The organism is Duganella sp. CT11-25, assembly GCF_047302815.1.
GTDB lineage: Bacteria > Pseudomonadota > Gammaproteobacteria > Burkholderiales > Burkholderiaceae_D > Rugamonas.
On sequence record NZ_JBKBFD010000001.1, the window covers coordinates 1,041,802 to 1,058,920 of the forward strand.

The following is a 17,119-nucleotide window of genomic DNA, read 5'->3' on the forward strand; positions in this document are numbered from 1 at the left end:
AAAAGCTAGTACAGTACCACCGAACGGATCGACTCGCCACGCTTCATGAGGTCGAATCCCTCGTTGATGCGCTCCAGCGGCAAGGTATGGGTAATCAGCTCGTCGATGCGCAGCTTGCCGTCCATGTACCAGTCGACGATCTTCGGCACGTCGGTGCGGCCGCGCGCGCCGCCGAAGGCCGAGCCTTTCCATTCGCGGCCGGTGACCAGCTGGAATGGGCGCGTGCTGATTTCCTCGCCGGCCGCCGCCACGCCGATGATGAAGGACTGGCCCCAGCCCTTGTGGGTGCACTCCAGCGCCTGGCGCATGGTCGTGGTGTTGCCGATGCACTCGAACGAATAGTCGGCGCCGCCGTCGGTCAGCTGCACGATGTGGTCCACCACGTTCGCCACCTCCTTCGGGTTGATGAAGTCGGTCATGCCGAAACGGCGCGCCATCTCGACCCGCGCCGGATTGATGTCGACACCGATAATCTTGTCGGCGCCCACCATCTTGGCCGCCTGGATCACGTTCAGGCCGATGCCGCCCAGCCCGAACACCACCACGTTGGCGCCGGCCTCCACCTTGGCCGAGAACACCACCGCGCCAACGCCGGTGGTGACGCCGCAACCGATGTAGGCGGCGGTGGCGAACGGCGCATCCCTGCGGATCTTGGCCAGCGCGATCTCCGGCACCACGATGTAGTTCGAGAAGGTCGACGTGCCCATGTAGTGGAACAACGGCTTGCCGTCGATCGAGAAGCGCGAGGTGGCGTCCGGCATCAGGCCCTTGCCCTGGGTCGAGCGGATCGCCTGGCACAGGTTGGTCTTGCGCGACAGGCAGAACTTGCACTGGCGGCATTCGGGCGTGTACAGCGGGATCACGTGGTCGTCGACCTGGACCGAGGTCACTCCGGGGCCGGTCTCGAGCACCACGCCGGCGCCTTCATGGCCGAGGATGGCGGGAAAGATGCCTTCCGGGTCGGCGCCCGAGAGCGTGTACAGGTCGGTGTGGCAGATGCCGGTAGCCTTGACCTCGACCAGAACTTCGCCGGCCTTCGGGCCAGCCAGGTCGACTTCTTCGATTGTCAGAGGGGCGCCGGCGCGCCATGCAATTGCGGCTTTGGTTTTCATGATGGGATGATGGACTCAGTGGAAACGTCGGTTCAAACGTCGGTGTCAGTGCCGACATTCGGACACGAACTCAACTGCTAACGGTTGAGTTCGTGTCCGAATGTCGGCACTGACACCGGGGTGCTCTAGTATGAAAGCCCGGCGATTGCTCGTAAATGGAATAAAAGCGATTTAAGAATTCCCATTTATGGAATAATTGCATGATGCTGAACCAAACCGACCTGCTCCGTATTTTTTGCATCGCCGCCGAATCGCCGAGCTTCCGCGAGGCGGCGGCGCGGCTCGCCATCTCGCCGCAGAGCGTGACGCGCGCGATCCAGCAGCTGGAGGCGCATTTCGACGAGGTGCTGTTTCACCGCAGCACCCGGCAGATCCGCGTGACCGAGTTCGGCGCGCAACTGGCCGCCCGCGCGCGCGACTCGCTGCTGCAACTGGACACCCTGTTCGCTCCCGCCAGCGCCGCCGCCGAGCCGGCCTTGCCGACCCGCGTGCGCATCACGGCGCCGCGCAGCCTGGGCCGCATGCACTTGCTGCCGGCGCTGGCCAGGCTGGCGCTGGCGCATCCGTCCATCGTGGTGGACTTGCGCCTCAGCGACGAGATCACCGACGTGGTGGATGAACAGATCGATATCGGCGTGCGCATGGGCTTCATGCGCGACAACCGCTTCGTGGCGCGCGCGGTCGCCAAGATGGCGTTCGTGATCGTCGGCGCGCCCGCGCTGCTGAAACGCACCGGCGCGCCCGCTTCGCCGGATGCGCTGGCGGCGCTGCCGACCATCGGCTTCGTCGACGGCGGCACCGGCAGGGTCTGGCCGTGGTACCTGGCCGACGACCGGCAGTTCATGCAGGCCAGCCCGGCCTTCATGACCGACGACCCGGAAGCCGAACGCGATGCGGCGCTGGCCGGGATCGGCTACGCGCAGGTGGCGCACTATCTCGCCGCCCCCCATTTGGCCAGCGGCCGCCTGGTCACGGTGCTGGATGCATTCGCGCCGCCGGCGTGGGACCTGTTCGTCTACCGTCCGCAACGCGGCCCCGTACCGCCCCGCATCCGCCGCGTATTCGACGCCATCGTCGAGGCGTTTGCGGTACCCGATTCCGGCAGATCGCCCTCCTGAAAATGAAAAGGCCCCTGAAAAATCCAGGGGCCTTCCATGTGGGACGCGGATGCTTATTTCGCCAGCTTGTAGCGCTGCTCCCGATACAGGATCGACGGCAGCAGGACGTGGGACATCGCCTTGTCCACCTGCCGCGGGTCCGCGGCGGCGGCGCTCGGCGTCATGACGCCGGTGGCCTCGTTGTAGTCGCCCAGCAGCGGCGCCTGGTTGGGGCGCAGGATGGTGGCCGACGATCCCTCCAGCCAGGCGAAGTAATTATCGAACTGCATCAACGCCCGGCCCGGCGTTTCGCTATCCTTCGCAAAATCGCGGCCGATCATCGGGTGCTCGCTCGACACGCCGATCATCGACAGCAGCGTCGGGCCCAGATCGATCTGGCTGGCGATGGCCTTGATGCGTTTCGGCTGGATATCGGCGCCCAGGATCAGTCCCGGGATATGGAATTTCTTGATCGGCACCAGGCTGTCGCCGTACACGCGGTTGTCGTGGTCGGCCACGATCAGGAACACGGTGTCTTTCCAATACGCCTCTTTCTTCGCTTGCGCGATGAACCGGCCCAGCGCGTAGTCGGCATATTTGACCGCGTTGTTGACGGTCTGCTTCTCGGTATCGTGCAACTTGATGCGGCCGTCCGGGAACTGGAACGGTTCATGGTTGGACGACGAGAAAATCAGGCTGAAGAATGGTTTCTTGGCGTCGTGCAGAAGCTTGAGCCGCTCCAGCGATTTGTCGAACAAGTCCTCGTCCGACGCGCCCCAGCTGCCTTCGAAGACCGGGTTCATGTCGCGGCGGTCGACCACCTTCTGGAAGCCGTTGCCGGTGAAGAAGCCGCGCATATTGTCGAAGTGCGCTTCGCCGCCGTAGACGAATTCCGTGTGGTAGCCCTGCTGGCCGAGGCCCAGCGCGAGCGTGTAGAAATTCTGCTGGGCCAGCGACAGCTTGACCACGCTGCGCGCCGGCGTCGGCGGATAACCCGCCACCACGGCCTCGATGCCGCGCACCGAACGCGTACCGGTGGCGTAGAGCTGCTCGAACCACCAGCCTTCCGTCTTCAGCTTCTCCAGCTCCGGCGTGACGGGCAGGCCGCCGAGCGATTCGACGAAGGTCGCGCCCAGGCTTTCTTCGAGGACGATGACCAGGTTGAGCGGCCGCTCGCGCTGCATCGCCGCCACTTGCTTGTGCAGCGTCGGCAGATCGGCGGAGGTGAACTGCGCATCGCTCAGCCATGGCGCGCTTTTCACCGTCGGGTAGACTTTTTCGCGCGGATATTTGCCGTAGATCTCGGACGAGTTCGCTTCATTGCTCATGGAGTTGAGCGCGTCCAGCACCGACCACGGCGAATTGATGATCAGCGAATTCACCATCGAGTCGCCGGTCAGCGCGAACAGCGCCGGATTGGCCGGGCGGTGCGCGGTCGTCGAGCGGATCTGGAAAGCCACCAGCACCACCAGCAACGGCCATACCGCCAACAGCTTCAACGGGCGCCAGGTGGTCAGGTTCACCGAGGCCGCCTGGAGCAGCCTGTAGATGCTCAAACCTAAAAGTATCGTGAAGCCGATGCCCAGCACCAGCGCGATGCGGAAGCCGTTCCACAGCGTCGCGATGACCTCGCTTGGATAGGACAGGTATTCGATGAAGAGCCGGTTCGGGCGCACGTCGAACTGCATGACGAACTGCGGCGTCGACAATTCCATGAAGACGATGAAGATCAGCGCGAACGTTGCCCAGCCGACCGAGACCGCCCGCCACAGGCGCTGCGTGCGCTGGTAGGCCAGCAGCGGCGCCAGCACCAGCGGGATCGCGACAAAGTAACCGAGCAATATCAAGTCGGCGCGGACACCCTGGACAAACACTTGCCCGGGAATGCCGGTGGCGGCCACCCTGCTCCACTGCCATGCCACCAGGCCGGCGCGGGACAGCGAGAATATCACCAGGCCCAGCAGCAGCATTTGCACGATGCTTGCAAACGGCCCCGCCCAGAGCGTCAGCCGTTCCAGCCTGGCCGCGCTATTCATCAGGAATTTGTTAGAACGCAGCAGCATCACTCAGCACCAAAGCCCGGATGCGTCGCGATGTACTGGCCGGAACCGGCGCCGGCGCTGAGGATCCAGCCGGTCAGCAGCAGGAACACCAGCAACATGCAGAACAGCGTCGACACGCGGCGGCTGTCGGCTGGCTGCTGGAACACCGCAGGCTTGCCGTAACCGACACCGAGGAAGTAGGCGGCAAACACCGTCACCATGTAATGCACGGCGCCGAACACCTCGCCCAGCTCGCCCTTGCGCGGGTGATCGATCAGCAGGTGCGACAAGGCCACCAGCACGACGTAGATCACCGACGCCGACAGCGGCGGCAGGTACAGGCCCAGGTTTTCGACGAAGCGCTGGATCGCCGGACGCTTGCGCGCCAGCAGCGGCAGGATGATGTTGTGGGTGATGCCGACAATCGCGATGACCTTCAGCAGGATCGCCTTGTGCAGGCTGCCCTTGCCGAGCGCGAGGTTGTGCAGGTTGGTTTCCGCCTGGCGGTTATTCTGCAGGAAGAATTCGGGCGAGGCGATGTGCAGTATGCGCTGGAACCAGCTGATCTCTTCCAACGCCGCCAGCGCCACCAGCGCGGACAGGCCGATAAACGCCAGCAGCTGCAGGTTGATCTTCGGCTCGCGCTGCCATTGCTCGACCGCGAGGAAGGCCAGCAAACCGGAGGTCACGGCGAAGCACAGGAACTGCATCCATTCGACAATGCCGTCCTCCACCAGCAGGCGCCACAGCGCGTCGTGGTTGTGGGACCAGAAGATCGCCAGGCCCAGTATGAAGACATTGATGATGACGCCGACCGCGATCACCGGATGAACGTACCACTTGTTCGTTACCATGCACTACTCCCTTGCTGAATATTATTAAAGTTGTTGTTCGATATTGGCCGCGTGCGCCGGCACCAGTTCGGGATCCAGGTCGAGATCCAGATCGGACACGGGTTCGGCTTGCGGCTGCAACGGGCCGGCCTTGCGCGCGGCGGCCATGCGCGCGACGGCGACGGCCACCGATCCGAGCGCCCATGCCCAGACCAGCGGGTCGAGCAAGGCATCCCACAGGTTGCCTGTAGGCAGACGCAGCAGCGAAAACAGCAGCGTGCCGACCAGCAGCGCGGCGGCGGTGCCGGTGGCCCGGCCGAGGACGATGGCGGCCACGCAGACGGCAGCGGCTGAGCATGCGAGCAGCGGCGCGGCGACGGCGCCGAAGCCGGTGTAGTACCAACCCAGGGCCAGCACGCCGAACGCGTCCAGGTACAGCAGCAGCCCGCCGACGGCCAGCGGCAGCGCGATGCCTGCAGGCAGCGAGAAGCTGACGGCCCGGTCTTGCCAGCGCGCATACAGGGATACCAGGCTGCAGCCCAGCAGCAGCCCGCTCGGGTATTGGAACACCAGGATCAGCCAGTACGCCGGCGACGCCGCGCCGGGCAGCAGCATCAGCACCAGCGTCGCCGCCACCAGGGTCGCTTGCGAGCGCCGCGTCAGGTCCGGGGAAACGGCAGGCAGCAACCTTGGCAAGAGCGTCGGCAAGACCGCCAGCAACATCGCGGCGGCGACCAGCCCCCAGGCCAGGCGTCCATAAATGATCTGCAGGGCGAGATCGGGCAAACTCATATCAGGTCTTTTCCCAGGTTGATTTTCAAGCGGTGGTGCGCGATGGCCCGCCGCTGGTAGGTATAGGTGATGTGCAGTTCGTCGCCCACCTGGAACATCGCGGGATACGAAAATTCGTCGCCCGGCTGGCCGCTGACGATGTCGGTCAACGGCTGCCAGGTGTGGGCGTCGGTGGACAGCGACAGCGACAACGTGCTGCGGGCCGTGCCGCGCGTGGCCCCGTGGTTGCGCAGCATCAGCAGGTTGCCGCCCTTCAGGCGCAGCACCGCCAGCGAGGTGCCGAGATTCGTCATGGTGGTGGCATCCAGGTCTTCCCAGGTTTGGCCGCCGTCGCGGCTGACGGCCTGCTGCACGCGCTGCTCCTTGCCGGCGTCGCGCATCCACGCCCGCATTTCCGTCGGCGACACCGACACCAGGGTCGGCTGCAATGAACGCGTGCGGGTGCCGATGCGCGTCAGGCTCTGCGGCGTGCCCTGGGCGTCGAACGACATCAGCATCGGGTACTTGTGGCCGATCTCGAAATACACCGGCAGCCACCAGCCGCCATCGGCCAGCCCGACGGGCGCCGCGCGCACCAGCACGCTGGTATTGAATACGGGAGACATCGGCAGCACGCGGCGCACCTCGAACGAGGCGCCCTGGTTGTGGGATTCCATCTGCACCACGCGTGACGCCGCCCAGCCGCCCAGCCCCGTCGCCACCACGTACAGGTGGACCGTGCCGTCGGCGGCGGTCCACGCCACCGGGTTGCCGATGCGGCGCACGCCGTGGCCCAGCACCTTGCCCAACGACTCGCGGCTGGCCACGACCCAGTTGTCGCTCCATGCGCCGTTGGACCAGCGCGAGGCGTAGACCTTGACGTCCGGTCCGCTCTCGCGGCTGCCGGCCCACCAGAATGAAATGAGGTCGCCATGCGGCAGGCTGGCCAGCGCGCTGGCATGCGCGGACGGCACGCCTTTCGGCATCGGGATCAGGGCGTGGGACAGTTCGGTCAGGGTGATGGCCGGCGGTGCGGCGACATCGACGGACACAGGCTTGCCGGCAGGCTGCGCTGCGCGCGACCACCGCCAGGCTTCCGTCGCCATGGCGGCCGCCACGGCAAGGATGCATGCAAGCACGACCAGACTACCTGGCCGCTGTAATAGTGGGCGAGAAGCTCCCATTCCGTCTCCAAGACATCGGGACATGAAGGAGCTCGCCATGATCCCTTTGTCCAAGAATTAAGTACATCCCCACGCGCGGAGGAAGCCGGTATCCTACAGGAAAAAGAGGAAGAAATGTTAAAGCTAAGCATTTCTCCCAAATACCGCCGGCCTAGCGCACCAGCCACATCCAGGTGCTCAGGGTAAAGAAGGAGGCCACCATGCAGAGCAGCAAGGCGGTGGCGCTGCGATCGGCCTCGCCGTAGGCCTGCGCCAGGATGGGGTAAATGCTCAACATCGGCATGGCGGCCATCAGCAGCGCGGCTGCGCGCAGCTCCGTGCCCATCGGCGCGACACCCAGCAGCGGCAATATCGAAATGACAAGCAATACCGCCAGCGGATGGCCCACCAGCTTGCCGATGACGACAGGAATCACGCGCTGCCAGCCGTTGCTCAATGGCAAGCCGACCAGCGTGCCGCCGATCACGAACAGCGACAGGCCGCCGCTGGCCTGCGCGAACAGGGTGACGGTGCGCAGCATCGGCTGCGGCAGATCGATTTGCGCCAGGCTGACCACCAGGCCCGCCGTGACCGACAGCACCAGGGGGTTGCGCATCAAGCGCTTCAGCGTCTGCCTGACGACCTGATGCCAAGTGCCGCCGCCGCCCCGGGCGTTTTCCGCCATCGCCAGCAGCAGCGGGACCATCACCAGGTTTTCGACGATGACGTTGAGCGCCAGGGCCACGCCGGCGACCGGCGCCACCATCAGCATCAGGATCGGAAAGCCGATGAAACTGCTGTTCGAGCACGACATGCCCATGGCGAGGAAGGTGCTGCGGGTGCGGTTCAGGCCGCCCAGGTGGCGGCCCGCCAGGTATGCCGTCGTCAACACCAGCAGCGAGCCGCCGAGATAGGCCAGCAGGTAGGCCGGATGCAGCACTTCGCTGATATGGCGCCCTGCCAGCGCGTTGAAGATCAGCGCGGGCAGCGCCAGATTCAGCACGAACTTGCCGAAGACCCGCATGTCGGGCTTTTCAAACAAGTCAAAGCGGGTGCACAGGTAGCCTATTAAAACGATGATGTAAATCGGACTGGTGATGGCAAGGATATCAAGCATGCATTTCTAACAATGGTGGAGGTCGCTGGCGTTATCATGCCGCAACATCCACCGGCTTGGCTATGAATGTTTGCCGGTCTTGGCGATCTCCACCGCGTAGGTTTCGTGCCGTCCCTCGAAATCGCCGCCGAAGACGATCCACTTGCCGTCCGGCGTGAAGTGCACGTTCGGCTCCAGTCCGCGATAGTCATGCGCCTTCATATTCACCAGTTTTTCGGAACGGAAGCGCTTGCCGTCGGGGTAGTAGGCGTAGATCCACATGCCATCCCTGGCGTGCGCGACCTGGGTGGGGTCGCCGCCGTCGCCGGCGAACATCTTCTGGTCCGGCGAAATCGCGTAATGGATCGACCATTCGTCGGCCGTCAGCTGATAGGTGGCCAGTTCATGGCCGTCCCGCACGTCGGCGCCGGCAAAATAGAACGTCTCGCCGCGCGGCTTTTGCAGGTCGAACCAGATCGACTGACCGTCCGGCGCGAAACCTTCGTGGCCGGCGATCTCCATCGGCATGCTGCGCTTGTGCATCAGCGTCGTGGTCTGGTCCTTGATGTTGTAGCGCCAGATGCGGTCCACCTTGTGCCATGGGCCTTCGTGGCAGAACATCAGGATGTCGGGATCGGTGGGCGAGAACTGGATGTGCCCAAGCCAGTTGTTTTCCGTGTGGACGATCTTGAATTCGCCGGTCGCGATGTTGATCGTGAAGATGTTGTTCTGCAGATGGGCGTCGTAGATGCGGTCGAAGAAGTCGCTCTTCTTCGGGTACTGGCGCGAGATCTCGGCCTGTTCCGGCGCGGCGAAGCTGCCTGCGAACAGCGTGCCGTCGGCATTGATGGTGGCGATGCCGCCGCGTTTATCGGCGGGGAAAGTATAGAGCTTGCGCGTCTTCCTGGTGTCGACGCTGGTGGCGTAGATGGTGTCGCCGCTCTGGTACAGCACCTCGCGGGTGGCGCGGGCGATCATCGGCAGCATGCGCTTGGGCGCCGCGTCGGTGGTGATCTGCTCGGTGCTGCGGTCCTTGAGGTTGAGCGTGTAAATCTGGCGCACGCCGTTGGCCTCGGCGGAGAACACCATTTTGTCGCCCTCCCCGCCCTTCTGCCCGATGAAGGGATTGTTATGGAAGTACCAGTTCGAGATCGGCCCGGCGGGGCCGCTGAGTCTGACGACGCGGTGGCCGGTGTCCTTGTCGATCCATTCCGGCGGCATCGGCTTGCGCGATCCGGTCTCCACCACCTCCTGCGCCAGCGCGCCCTGCAGCAACAGCAGCGATGCCAGTATCGATGGCAATGCCAGAGCCCAAACGGGGCCGTTTTTCATGCGATTTTTGATTGTCATAGGTCTTTAGCTGGAGGTGAACTTTGTTTTGGCATCCCAACCCATGCTAGCCCAACTGGGCCGGAAATTTTCCGAAATTCCAATCAACTTGATGCCCATTTGCAGCCCTTACTCTCGCGCCGGCCTGCGTCCGGGCGGGTTAAGATGACACAACCTCACCACAAAGCAACCATGAACAACGACAATACCCGCCCTCCCGAATCGCCGGCGCCCGCCGCGCGCTCAGCCGATCCGCACCAGCGTTTTGGCAAGCCACACGACGGCTGGCGCGCGCGGCTCTACGCGATCATCTTCGAATCCGATACGCCGAAAGGGCGCGCCTTCGACCTCGTGCTGATCGCCGCCATCCTGCTCAGCGTGCTGGTGGTGGTGCTGGCCACCGTCAAGCCCATCGCGGACGCGTTCGGACCATGGCTGCTGGCGGCGGAATGGTGTTTCACGCTGCTGTTTACCATCGAGTATGTGGCGCGCTGCCTGTGCGTGCGGCGGCCCGACGTCTACGCGCGCAGCTTTTTCGGCGTCATCGACCTGATGTCGATCCTGCCCAGCTACCTGTCGCTGTTCATTCCCGGCGCCCACGTCGTACTCGGCGTGCGCATCCTGCGCCTGCTGCGCATCTTCCGCATCCTGAAACTGACGCTGTACATCCAGGAGTACGGCATGCTGGGCGAGGCGCTGATGGCCAGCCGCCGCAAGATCTTCGTGTTCCTGTCCGTGGTCATCCTGATCGTGTTCCTGCTAGGGTCGGTGATGTACGTGGTCGAAGGCCCCGGCAACGGCTACACCAGCATCCCCACCGCCGTGTACTGGGCCATCTCGACGATGACGACCGTGGGCTTTGGCGACCTGGTGCCGAAGACCGACATCGGCCGCGCCATCGCCTCGTTCATGATGCTGCTGGGCTGGGGCATCCTGGCGGTCCCCACCGGCATCATCAGTTCGGAAATCGCGCACCAGCGCGGCAGGCAGACACTGGCGTCGCGCGTCTGCACCCGCTGCATGGCGCAGGGGCATGAGGCGGAAGCCCGCTACTGCAAGCGTTGCGGAGAACAGCTGCCCGCTTGACATGGCGCTGCCCAGCATTACGGGCGGTAACGAACGACTGGGGCAACGCCAAATTCATACAATGGGCGTCATCCATACACGACGACGGATGACACCATGAAAAATCCCTTTATGAGCATGTTTCTCAGCGCCGCCAACCGGGTGGCGGGATCGGCCAGGGCGCAGGCCACGGCTGCGGTGAAACGCGAAGCGGCAAAAAACACCAGGCAGTTTACGAAAGCCTGGGTCGACGCCATGCTGCCGCCAACGGCCCCCTCCCGTAGAAGGAGGCGTGGCACCAAATAGCGCATGACGGCGGCATGCGCGCGCGTCACTAGCAAAAACTGCGGCGGCATTTGTGCAATCGCAAGTGCTATCAAAGTGTCATCGGAGAGAATCTCCATGTTGTCGGTCAGCATAGTGCGTGCACCGATACGGCACATCGGCATTTTTTGCTCGGCTAGGAGACGCAGGCATGAAGGTAAGTCTTTCGACTATTGGCAAGTTCCATACCTTCGACCTGGGTCGCCAGCTGCAGCATCGCCAAGCCCTGGCGGCGATCTACACCGGCTATCCCGCCTTCAAGCTCAAGCAGGAAGGTTTGCCGGCGGAGAAGATACATACCTTCCCCTGGTTGCAAGGACCGTATATGGCGTTGCCGCGCATACGGCAGGCGCTGGATGTCCGCTCGCGGCGTTTGTGGGAACACTGGGCCGCCATCAGCTTTGACCGCTACACCGCCCGCGCGCTGGGGGAATGCGATGTCTTCGTCGGCCTTTCCGGCTCGGCGCTGCGCACCGGCCGGGCCGCCAAGGCGCGCGGCATCCGCTACGTATGCGACCGTGGCTCCTCGCACATCCGCTTCCTGGAACAGATCATGGCCGAAGAGCACGAGCGATGGTCGCTGCCCTATCACGGCATCGATCCGCGCGTCATCGAGCGCGAGGAGGCAGAGTATGAACTGGCAGACCGCATCACCATCCCATCCGGCTTCGTCTACGATTCGTTTATCCAGCAAGGCGTGACGCCGTCCAAATTGCGCGTCGTCCCCTACGGTGTCGATCTTCAACGCTTCCAGAGCGTGGCGCGTCCCGAGCGGGACCGTTTCGATGTCCTGTTTGTTGGCAACGTTTCTGTGCGCAAGGGGATCGGTTACCTGCTGCAGGCATTCCATCGCCTGCAACATCCGAACAAGCGCCTCACTTTGGTCGGCGGCATCAGTCCGGATGGCGCCAGCCTGCTCAAGCGCCATGCCCCGGCGGAGGACGATATCGTCACGCTCGGCCACGTGTCGCAACCCAAGCTGAAGCACATCATGAGCCGCAGCCACGTGATGGTCCTGCCGAGCATCGAGGAGGGACTCGCGCTGGTCCAGGCGCAAGCGATGGCTTGCGGTTGCCCGCTTATTTCGTCGCGCCACAGCGGCGCGCTCGACCTGATCGAGGATGGGAAGGAGGGCTATATCGTTCCCATCCGCGACGCCGACGCGATCGCAGACCGGCTGCAGCGGCTGGCGGACGATCCCGGACTGCAGGAGCGGATGCGCGATGCCGCGCTGGCGCGGGTCGGCTCGCTGGGCGGCTGGCATCAATATGGCGAGCTGATGGACGCCATGCTGCGGGACGTCTGCGCTTCGCATCGTAATGCCGGCAAAGGGCTCCCCGCATGAAGATACTGCGGCCGGGATCCGACCTCCGCGGACCGAAGCAAGGGACCGATGCGCACATCAGGATACCGCTGGTGCTGTCGTTTTATATACTGATGTTTCTGGCGGTGCCAGGTTACGGACAGTATTGCCAGATGGCGTCGCTATTTTTGCTGATGCTGCAAAGCGTGTTTTTGCTGCTGGAAAAACTGCAGGCCCGCGGCGGCGCGCTGCCCCCCGCGCCCCTCGGCAGCAAGCTGTCGCCGTTCTCGCTGCTGATGATCTATATTATTCCGCTGCAATCGCTGCTGGCCAATATCAAAGGTCCGGACATTTTTTTCGCCCAATTTTCGCTGATGTTTTTCCTGGTCACCCTGGCCATCCTGTCGATCACCTATGATCTCGCATTCCGTACGGTGCTCAACAGCTTTGCCTGCGCCGCCGCCGCCATCCTGGTCACCTTGCTGGCCACCTCCGCCGGCGATTTGCGGCTGGCCCTTTCGATCCAGATCGACCTGGCCGCCGGACTGCTGCGCTACACGCCGCTGGGCTTGCATCCGAACTTGCTGGGCCATATGTGCGGCACCTTTGCGATTGTTTTCTTTTGCTACTTTCTGCACTTGAGGACCAACAAGCTGCTGCGCTACGCCGCGCTGCTGCTGATGGGAGTCGCACTCGTGGTCTGCGTCGGCACCTCTTCGCGCGGAGGCACGCTGTCCTCCCTGACCGCCATCGTGGTTTTGCAAATCCTGGCGATCTGGGACAACCGGCGCATGCGCAGAAATGTGTTCCTTTGCCTGAGCCTGGTGGTCATCGTCATGCTCGCCAGCGGCGGCCTGAAGGCGCTGCAAAGCTACCTGACCACGATGCTCGCCTTCGACAACGACTACCGCGGCGTCAACTCCGGGCTTTCCGGCCGCACCGACGGTTGGGAACGGCTGTTCGAAGCATGGTTGGCATCGCCGCAAAGCATCTTGATCGGCAATGGCTTACGCACCGGCAGCGAGGATTTATTGGGCTATAACATCGACAGCGGCTACCTGACGATGTTATATGAATTGGGCCTCTTCGCAACCACGATGTTCGTCGGCTTCCTCATCACTGGCCTGTTCAAGCTGACAGCCAGCATCCGGCATCAACCGGACTTGAGCAAATCGGTGGCGCTCGGCATCTTCATCTTCATCCTGATGGAATCAGTGGTCGCCCGCTACCTGCTATCGCTTGGCAATCCGGGGTCGCTGCTGGTGATCTACTGCATGCTCGGCTTAAAAACCATCCTGAACGCCGATGCGGCAAAGAACCGATACAACGGCCCCGCCGCTTCCGCCTGGAGTCCCATATGACGATCAGACTTGCCATTCTGTGGTCCCACCCCGCCAGCTATTTGTATGCCGCGATCAATTCCGCAACAGAGTCGGGGGCGCAGGTCTTGCTCTCCTGCTTTAAGTCGGGCGCCAAGGCACCGTACAAGCTGGACAATAATACCTTTCGCAACGGGAACTCGCGCATGGTGTGGGACAACGCGAACTCCATCGACCCCGTTGCCTTGGCGAACGCGCTGGAGGAGATGCAACCCGATATCCTGATCATCTCCGGCTGGAACCACCCCAACTACATGCGCATCGCCCGCCAGTATGCCGGCCGCGCGGTGCGCTTGCTGGCCATGGACAATCAGTGGGAAGCCACGCCGCGCCAGATGCTCGGCTCCCTGATGTCGCGCCGGCTGATACAACCGTATTTCGACTACGCCTTCGTCCCCGGCGAGCGCCAGTATCAATTTGCCAGGCGCCTGGGGTTTGCCGAGAACCGGATTGTCGACGGCCTGTTCACCTGCGATCCGGGCTTCTATCAGCCGCCGCCGCCGGATCCGCTGCCGCGCGGGTTCATCTATGTCGGCCGGCTGTCGCGGGAGAAAGGCATACACACGCTGATCAACGCCTACGCCAAATATCGCGACCACACGCCACGTCCTTGGGAACTGCACTTGTACGGCGCCGGCCAGGAGATTTCGCCCGAACAACTGCCGCCGGGCGCCCGCCTGCACGGCTTCATCCAGCCGGAACAGCTGCCCAGTCTGCTCCAGTCCCACCAGGCATTCATCATGCCCAGCCATTGGGAACCCTGGGGAGTCGCCATCCACGAGGCGGCCAGCGCGGGATTGCCCATGATTTGCAGTGCCTGCTGCGGCGCGGCGGTGCACCTGCTGAAGAATAATTTCAACGGCTACACCATCAAGCCGGACGACGTCGACGGACTCGCCGCGGCCATGGCCAAGATGAGCAGTCTCGACGCCGGGCAACTGCAAGCGATGGCGGAAAACGGCAAGAAGCTGGCCGCGCAATTCCACCCGGCCGCGTGGTTCCCCAATCTGCTGGTGCAACTGCCGGGCGTCGGCGATGCCGCCACGGTGCAGCAGTCATGAGGCTGCTGCAGCTGGTGCCCTCGCTCGATCCGCGCGGCGGCGGCCCGATGGAGGCTCTGCGTCAATTATCGCTGCAGCTGCACCGCCAGGGGCATGTCGTCGAGGTTGCCAGCCTGGATGTCGCCGACGCCGGCTTCCTGCGCGGCTATCCCTTGCCGGTCCACGCCTTGGGACCGGCCAGCTTTGGCTACCGCTATTGCAAGCGCCTGGTGCCCTGGCTGCGCGCCCATGCCGGCAACTACGATGCCGTGATCGTCAACGGCTTGTGGCAGCATTGCGGACTGGCCGCCTGGCGCGCACTGGCCGGGAGCGGCACGCCTTATTACGTGTACACCCACGGCATGCTGGACCCCTGGTTCAAGCGCCGTTATCCACTGAAGCACCTGAAGAAATGGCTGTATTGGCCCTGGGCCGAATATCGCGTGTTGCGCGACGCGCGCGCGGTGATTTTCACGTGCAGCGAAGAGCGCTTGCTGGCGCGCCAATCCTTTTGGCTGTACCGCTGCACCGAAGCCGTGGCCGCGCTGGGGACCGCGCCCGTATCGCCGCAGCAGGCATCCGCCGGCGCGCGCTTCCTGCACGCCTACCCCAGGCTGCAAGGAAAGCGCGTGTTGCTGTTCCTCGGCCGCATCCACGAGAAAAAAGGCTGCGACTTGCTGATCGAGGCATATGCCCGCGTCGCCGCGCACGATCCGCAACTATGCCTGGTGATGGGCGGCCCGGACCACGACGGCCTGTCGGACCGGCTGAGGCAACGCTGCGCCGAACTCGGCATCGCGGACCGCGTCGAATGGACCGGCATGCTGGAAGGCGATATGAAGTGGGGCGCGTTCATGGCCGCCGAACTGTTCGTGCTGCCGTCGCACCAGGAAAACTTCGGCATCGCGGTGATCGAGGCATTGGCCTGCAGCACGCCGGTGCTGATTTCAGACAAGGTCAATATCTGGCGCGAGATCGAGGCCGACCACGCCGGCATTGTCGGCACCGATACCGTCCAGGCCACCACCGACGGCCTGCAACAATGGCTGGCGCTGACGCCCGCGGCGCGTCTTGCCATGTCCGATGCCGCGCACCGATGTTTCGCCCGGCGCTTCTCGATCGACATCGCGGCGCGCGACCTGACCCATATCCTGCAGCCCGACGCGGCGCAGGTCTGAAGACGCCCTTACGCACATTCGACCACGGAGAGCAACCATGTTTCAAAACCTCACGCTATTCAGGGTGCCGGCCGGCTTTCGCGGCCGTTCGGCACTCCGTACCCAGCTCTGGTGGCTGGTCCAGGCCACGCTGTTTCACCCTTCGCCGCAAGTCGCCTATGCTTTTCGCCGCTGGTTGCTGCGCCGTTTCGGCGCGCAGGTCGGCAAGGGCGTCATCATCAGGCCCAGCGTCACCGTCACCTACCCCTGGAAGCTCAGCCTGGGCGATTACAGCTGGGTCGGCGATGACGTGGTGCTCTACTCGCTCGGAGAAATCGCGATCGGCGCCCACGCCGTGGTGTCCCAACGCAGCTATTTGTGCGCCGGCGATCATGACTATCAGCAAACCGATTTCAGCATCCGCGCGCGCCGTATCAGCATCGGCGACCAGGCTTGGGTCGCCGCCGACGTGTTCGTCGGACCGGGCGTGCACATCGGTGTCGGGGCGGTGATCGGGGCCCGCAGCGCCGTCTTCAAGAATATGCCGGGCGGGATGGTCTGCATGGGGACGCCGGCGGTGCCGGTCAAGCCGCGCCTGCCGGCGACCGTCGTGCCATCCACAGAAAAGGACCAAGCATGCTGATTATCAATAGCGACAACTACGGCGAGAACGCCGAAACCAACCAGGCGGTGGCGGCCGCATTTCAGCTGGGCCTGATTTCAAGCGCGACCCTGGCTGCCAACGCCCCCGCTTTCGACGCCGCCTGCGCCCTGGCGACACGGGACGGTTTTGCGGACCGGATCGGCATCCAGCTCAACCTGAGCAGCGGCATGCCGCTCACCACCGACATCCGGCGCCATCCGGTCTTCTGCGACCTGCTCGGCCGCTTCCGCTACCGGCGGCATCAGCGCATCCTGCTGACGCGCACCGATGTGCGGCTGCTGTACGAGGAATTCAGCGCGCAGATACAACGTTGCCGCCAACACGGGCTGCACCTGACGCATGCCGGATCGCGCGATCAAATTCACACCGAGTTGACGATAGGCATGGTGGCGCTGTGGGCGCTGCGCAGCCACCAGGTGCCGCACGTCAGAAGCGCGGACACGGTCCATCGCAGCGCGTGGCACAAGAAGCTCTACAAGCGCAGCATGAATGTGCTGTTCGGCGTGTCCGGACTGCGCGGCGCGCCCTATAGCTGCGACCTGTCGACGGTCCGGCATCTGGACCAGGCCTGCCTGGCGCCGCGCGGCATGGTTGAAATGACGGTCAGGCCCGTCTGGTCCAACACCGGCGGCCTGATCGATGGCATCTACAAGCAGGATCTGGCGGCGGCGGTACGCGCGCTGCCGTCCTCGTCCCAGCTGACCTCGTATCGCGACCTGCTGCGCAGGTAGCGGGCATCGCCGC

Annotated in this window: 16 protein-coding genes; 8 read left to right on the forward strand and 8 right to left on the reverse strand. The window is 63.8% G+C overall.

Going from position 1 to position 17,119, the window contains the following annotated elements:
* Positions 1-5: 5 nt before the first annotated feature.
* Positions 6-1,112, reverse strand: a complete 1,107-nt coding sequence (locus ACEN9F_RS04075; protein ID WP_413418086.1) for an S-(hydroxymethyl)glutathione dehydrogenase/class III alcohol dehydrogenase — start codon at positions 1,110-1,112, stop codon at positions 6-8.
* 200 nt (positions 1,113-1,312) lie between these two features.
* Between ACEN9F_RS04075 and ACEN9F_RS04080 the strand changes: the two genes are divergently transcribed.
* Positions 1,313-2,230, forward strand: a complete 918-nt coding sequence (locus tag ACEN9F_RS04080; RefSeq protein WP_413418088.1) for a LysR family transcriptional regulator — start codon at positions 1,313-1,315, stop codon at positions 2,228-2,230.
* 53 nt (positions 2,231-2,283) lie between these two features.
* On the opposite strand, the gene ACEN9F_RS04085 is transcribed toward ACEN9F_RS04080, so the two are convergent.
* From ACEN9F_RS04085 to ACEN9F_RS04110, 6 genes are all read right to left on the reverse strand, one after another.
* Positions 2,284-4,272, reverse strand: a complete 1,989-nt coding sequence (locus ACEN9F_RS04085; RefSeq protein ID WP_413418090.1) for an LTA synthase family protein — start codon at positions 4,270-4,272, stop codon at positions 2,284-2,286.
* Positions 4,272-5,105, reverse strand: a complete 834-nt coding sequence (locus ACEN9F_RS04090; RefSeq protein ID WP_413418092.1) for a hypothetical protein — start codon at positions 5,103-5,105, stop codon at positions 4,272-4,274. Before ACEN9F_RS04090 ends, ACEN9F_RS04085 begins: the two co-directional genes overlap by 1 nt.
* Before the next feature lie 24 nt (positions 5,106-5,129).
* Positions 5,130-5,876 (reverse strand): hypothetical protein, encoded by a 747-nt coding sequence (locus ACEN9F_RS04095; protein ID WP_413418093.1) that lies wholly within the window; start codon positions 5,874-5,876, stop codon positions 5,130-5,132.
* On the reverse strand, positions 5,873-6,961 hold the full coding sequence (locus ACEN9F_RS04100; RefSeq protein WP_413418095.1) for a sialidase family protein: 1,089 nt from the start codon (positions 6,959-6,961) through the stop codon (positions 5,873-5,875). The genes ACEN9F_RS04095 and ACEN9F_RS04100 overlap by 4 nt, the downstream gene beginning before the upstream one ends.
* A 229-nt stretch (positions 6,962-7,190) precedes the next feature.
* On the reverse strand, positions 7,191-8,135 hold the full coding sequence (locus ACEN9F_RS04105; RefSeq protein ID WP_413418097.1) for an AEC family transporter: 945 nt from the start codon (positions 8,133-8,135) through the stop codon (positions 7,191-7,193).
* Positions 8,136-8,195: 60 nt separating this feature from the next.
* Positions 8,196-9,446 (reverse strand): oligogalacturonate lyase family protein, encoded by a 1,251-nt coding sequence (locus ACEN9F_RS04110; protein ID WP_413418099.1) that lies wholly within the window; start codon positions 9,444-9,446, stop codon positions 8,196-8,198.
* A 189-nt stretch (positions 9,447-9,635) separates the two neighbouring features.
* On the opposite strand from ACEN9F_RS04110, the gene ACEN9F_RS04115 reads away from it, so the two are divergent.
* A complete protein-coding gene (locus tag ACEN9F_RS04115; RefSeq protein WP_413418101.1) occupies positions 9,636-10,529 on the forward strand; it encodes an ion transporter in 894 nt (297 codons plus the stop codon).
* Between the two features lie 68 nt (positions 10,530-10,597).
* Here ACEN9F_RS04115 and ACEN9F_RS04120 read toward each other — a convergent pair whose 3' ends face one another.
* Complete coding sequence (locus tag ACEN9F_RS04120; protein WP_413418103.1) at positions 10,598-10,927, reverse strand: hypothetical protein; 330 nt, start codon at positions 10,925-10,927, stop codon at positions 10,598-10,600.
* 56 nt (positions 10,928-10,983) lie between these two features.
* Between ACEN9F_RS04120 and ACEN9F_RS04125 the strand changes: the two genes are divergently transcribed.
* From ACEN9F_RS04125 to ACEN9F_RS04150, 6 genes are read left to right on the forward strand one after another with little or no spacing between them, the layout of a single operon-like run.
* A complete protein-coding gene (locus ACEN9F_RS04125) occupies positions 10,984-12,177 on the forward strand; it encodes a glycosyltransferase family 4 protein (protein ID WP_413418105.1) in 1,194 nt (397 codons plus the stop codon).
* On the forward strand, positions 12,174-13,496 hold the full coding sequence (locus ACEN9F_RS04130) for an O-antigen ligase family protein (protein WP_413418107.1): 1,323 nt from the start codon (positions 12,174-12,176) through the stop codon (positions 13,494-13,496). The genes ACEN9F_RS04125 and ACEN9F_RS04130 overlap by 4 nt, the downstream gene beginning before the upstream one ends.
* The gene (locus tag ACEN9F_RS04135) at positions 13,493-14,575 is read left to right on the forward strand and encodes a glycosyltransferase family 4 protein (RefSeq protein ID WP_413418109.1); all 1,083 of its coding nucleotides are present in this window, start codon (positions 13,493-13,495) and stop codon (positions 14,573-14,575) included. Before ACEN9F_RS04130 ends, ACEN9F_RS04135 begins: the two co-directional genes overlap by 4 nt.
* Positions 14,572-15,732 carry a glycosyltransferase gene (locus ACEN9F_RS04140; RefSeq protein WP_413418111.1) on the forward strand — a complete coding sequence of 387 codons (1,161 nt, stop codon included), beginning with the start codon at positions 14,572-14,574 and terminating at the stop codon, positions 15,730-15,732. The genes ACEN9F_RS04135 and ACEN9F_RS04140 overlap by 4 nt, the downstream gene beginning before the upstream one ends.
* 37 nt (positions 15,733-15,769) lie before the next feature.
* Positions 15,770-16,354: a putative colanic acid biosynthesis acetyltransferase gene (locus ACEN9F_RS04145; RefSeq protein WP_413418113.1), complete on the forward strand. Its 585-nt coding sequence runs from the start codon at positions 15,770-15,772 to the stop codon at positions 16,352-16,354.
* Positions 16,348-17,106 carry a ChbG/HpnK family deacetylase gene (locus tag ACEN9F_RS04150; protein WP_413418115.1) on the forward strand — a complete coding sequence of 253 codons (759 nt, stop codon included), beginning with the start codon at positions 16,348-16,350 and terminating at the stop codon, positions 17,104-17,106. The genes ACEN9F_RS04145 and ACEN9F_RS04150 overlap by 7 nt, the downstream gene beginning before the upstream one ends.
* The last annotated feature ends 13 nt before the right edge of the window (positions 17,107-17,119 follow it).

Excerpts from the sequence above, each read along its gene's own strand:
- ACEN9F_RS04115 (WP_413418101.1), top strand. The coding sequence starts at position 9,636 with ATGAACAACGACAATACCCGCCCTCCCGAATCGCCGGCGCCCGCCGCG.
- ACEN9F_RS04150 (WP_413418115.1), top strand. The coding sequence starts at position 16,348 with ATGCTGATTATCAATAGCGACAACTACGGCGAGAACGCCGAAACCAAC.
- ACEN9F_RS04145 (WP_413418113.1), top strand. The coding sequence starts at position 15,770 with ATGTTTCAAAACCTCACGCTATTCAGGGTGCCGGCCGGCTTTCGCGGC.
- ACEN9F_RS04075 (WP_413418086.1), bottom strand. The coding sequence starts at position 1,112 with ATGAAAACCAAAGCCGCAATTGCATGGCGCGCCGGCGCCCCTCTGACA.
- ACEN9F_RS04140 (WP_413418111.1), top strand. The coding sequence starts at position 14,572 with ATGAGGCTGCTGCAGCTGGTGCCCTCGCTCGATCCGCGCGGCGGCGGC.
- ACEN9F_RS04080 (WP_413418088.1), top strand. The coding sequence starts at position 1,313 with ATGATGCTGAACCAAACCGACCTGCTCCGTATTTTTTGCATCGCCGCC.
- ACEN9F_RS04085 (WP_413418090.1), bottom strand. The coding sequence starts at position 4,272 with ATGCTGCTGCGTTCTAACAAATTCCTGATGAATAGCGCGGCCAGGCTG.
- ACEN9F_RS04090 (WP_413418092.1), bottom strand. The coding sequence starts at position 5,105 with ATGGTAACGAACAAGTGGTACGTTCATCCGGTGATCGCGGTCGGCGTC.
- ACEN9F_RS04130 (WP_413418107.1), top strand. The coding sequence starts at position 12,174 with ATGAAGATACTGCGGCCGGGATCCGACCTCCGCGGACCGAAGCAAGGG.
- ACEN9F_RS04105 (WP_413418097.1), bottom strand. The coding sequence starts at position 8,135 with ATGCTTGATATCCTTGCCATCACCAGTCCGATTTACATCATCGTTTTA.
- ACEN9F_RS04110 (WP_413418099.1), bottom strand. The coding sequence starts at position 9,446 with ATGAAAAACGGCCCCGTTTGGGCTCTGGCATTGCCATCGATACTGGCA.
- ACEN9F_RS04095 (WP_413418093.1), bottom strand. The coding sequence starts at position 5,876 with ATGAGTTTGCCCGATCTCGCCCTGCAGATCATTTATGGACGCCTGGCC.
- ACEN9F_RS04120 (WP_413418103.1), bottom strand. The coding sequence starts at position 10,927 with ATGCTGACCGACAACATGGAGATTCTCTCCGATGACACTTTGATAGCA.
- ACEN9F_RS04135 (WP_413418109.1), top strand. The coding sequence starts at position 13,493 with ATGACGATCAGACTTGCCATTCTGTGGTCCCACCCCGCCAGCTATTTG.
- ACEN9F_RS04100 (WP_413418095.1), bottom strand. The coding sequence starts at position 6,961 with ATGGCGACGGAAGCCTGGCGGTGGTCGCGCGCAGCGCAGCCTGCCGGC.
- ACEN9F_RS04125 (WP_413418105.1), top strand. The coding sequence starts at position 10,984 with ATGAAGGTAAGTCTTTCGACTATTGGCAAGTTCCATACCTTCGACCTG.